The sequence below is a fragment of the Marinobacter sp. UBA2498 genome (assembly GCF_002341575.1).
GTDB lineage: Bacteria > Pseudomonadota > Gammaproteobacteria > Pseudomonadales > Oleiphilaceae > Marinobacter > Marinobacter manganoxydans.
Window position 1 is genome coordinate 8269 of the sequence record NZ_DDOI01000109.1, and the last position, 2409, is coordinate 10677.

At 46.0% G+C, this 2409-nt stretch carries 2 protein-coding genes; both read right to left on the reverse strand.

Features of this window, described 5'->3' with window-relative positions:
* Positions 1–1254: O-antigen ligase family protein (locus B2W52_RS15290; protein WP_286803684.1), on the reverse strand; the 1254-nt coding region annotated here is incomplete at its 3' end.
* Positions 1255–1652: 398 nt separating this feature from the next.
* Entirely contained in the window at positions 1653–2138 is a 486-nt protein-coding gene (locus B2W52_RS15295) for a pilin (protein WP_273071681.1), read from the reverse strand.
* Positions 2139–2409 lie beyond the last annotated feature (271 nt).

Below are 2409 nucleotides of genomic sequence, written 5' to 3' on the forward strand. Positions count from 1 at the left end.
CATTGCCTCTCGATATCGAAGCACCTCGAAAAACCAAAGGGCTCCTGCCAAGATAACTACCAGCGCCAGCATGTAACCGACATATCCTGAGCCAGAAGGACTCCGGACTTTAACTGCAGGCCGATTTGGCTTTGTTCCGGGCTTGATCAAAGCCCAAAATACGGAAAGCACATACAACCCGACAAGCATCGACCCCGGGGCAATAAATACTGCTGAAACACCAGCATGGATAATGGCCGCCGACACAGATGAGGTGAAAGCAACAAGATATAAGGCATTGCTGTACTTTTCCTCTCGAATATCGACAACTCTTGAAAATAGCGCTCTGAGCGCCACACTACAGAGTAAGACGATTGCTGCAATACAAATCCAACCATATTCTGCAGCCCACATAAGATACATGTTATGTGGATGAGCGAATTTGGGTGATGCCCGATAGCTTTCTGTCAATAGTTCGTGAGTCAGCCAAGATTGCGATCCCATGCCAAATGGAAAATTCTGCATGCTCATTTGCCAAGCCTCCAGCCACAGAGGTATGCGGCCAGAGCTGCCTCCCTTGATTCCTCGAACTTGAATTTCATCAAAAACTAAGCTTGGAACGACAATCGAGAAAAGAAACCAAATAATCAAACCATAGACTACGAATCTGACAGACAGTCTCAACCAAGGAAGCGCCGCCCTTCCGAAAAAGAACCACGCCAGAATGAGTCCAGCGAATAGACTAATAATGGATCCTCGAGATGAGGAAAGAAAGAGTATCCACCACCAAATCGCCCCAGTGGATGACACACCAAGTAGCCAAAGACGATTATCTTTCCAAGACACAGTTAATAAACAAAGGGGCAGGAGGGGCACGACCCAAGTCGCTATATGACTCCAATAGCGGATATTAACGAACCCCCACGGGATGACATGGTGTAAGCTGGAAAAACCATCACTAATGGCGAACAGATAAACAGTAATACTCATCGCAGCATAAAAAAAACAACTCACACCTGCTACAGTCACCAACCCATGAGCGACTTCTCGAGTGCGTCCCTGAGCCCTGATAACAAAACCGGCTACTCCAAAGGAGAGAAAATAGAGAGCATAAAAGACTGGCTCTACCAAATAGTAAGGTCCAGCAGCAAGCTGAAATGCTGCCAGGAGAAAACTGATACTCAAAGGGAGAAAAGGCCAGAACTCAGACAGCATTGAGACAATATTTTGTTGGCTTTGAACCCTCAGAATGCCTAGCACAATGAGTACGATCATAGAGAGCGCCAGTAAGAGACGCTGATCCGCATAAGAGCCAAAAACAGATGGCACGAAGTCAGCGAATAGGACAGCGCCAAATACCAGCAAAGGAGCCAAATAATAAAAAATGGCTTGACTAACTCTCCGACCTCTTCTGCTTTGCATCGATCTGCTCAGAGTATGTACCTCTAAAAGGAGCATATCCCTAAAAATCATCTCATACTAAATGTTCGGTTTCTGTTCTTAATGGCCTGTTGATTACGGGGAGGGAGCGCGAAAATTTAGTAAATCAACGACATTTCTATAATAGCTATTTTGCAACTCGAATTTCCCATATTAATTACAATTAAAAAGAAAAAACCCCGAACCCCGGGGTTTCTTCTTTTTAAACTATGCTCCAATAAGGAACATTAAAATTAAGAAGCAGGACAACCTGCAGGAGCCAAAGAACCATTGAACGCTGAAGCGCCGTTAGCAAGTGTTGCACAGGTCCAGCTGCCGTTAGCAGTGCGAGTCAGCACGACTTGTACAGGATTGATACCTGAGCTCACATTTCCATCAAGGGTCGCTGTAACAGTGCCGACACCGGTATCAGGGATAGTTACGACTGGAGCTGCACTCATAAGGTCAGAGTTTGTCCATCCCAGTTCAGCTTGATAAGTTGCTGGAGGATTAACAGTTGCATCAATCGCATTGGGAGCATTACCACGCATCAACTCTTCTTCGATAGCCGTCTTCAGAGACGAAACTTCACCGACAGCGCGGCTGATTTGTGACCGAGCAATATAGTCCTGGTATTGGGGAATCGCAATTGCAGCCAAAATACCAATGATCGCAACAACGATCATCAGTTCGATAAGGGTAAAACCTTTTTGGGCGTGGTTAATACGAATGTCCTTCATTTTTGACCTCTTCGTTAGTCGTTTCTCAACTCGGCATGGCCCGGGTCCGGCGGAGTATAACCCCGTGACCGGTTATTTGAGCCTACCGAAGCAGATGCATTAGCCGTGCCAGGCTTTATTGATCTAAAAAAATTAAAATTTATTACGCAAAAACCGTCAGTTAAGTAACCGATTGCCCTAGCATCACCATCCATCCGCTTATGGGCCCGCATGCTCTAAGACGTCAAATGGTGACAAATTTTGTCAGCGTGGGTTTTGGGCGTGCTCGGTT

Excerpts from the sequence above, each read along its gene's own strand:
- B2W52_RS15295 (WP_273071681.1), bottom strand. The coding sequence starts at position 2,138 with ATGAAGGACATTCGTATTAACCACGCCCAAAAAGGTTTTACCCTTATC.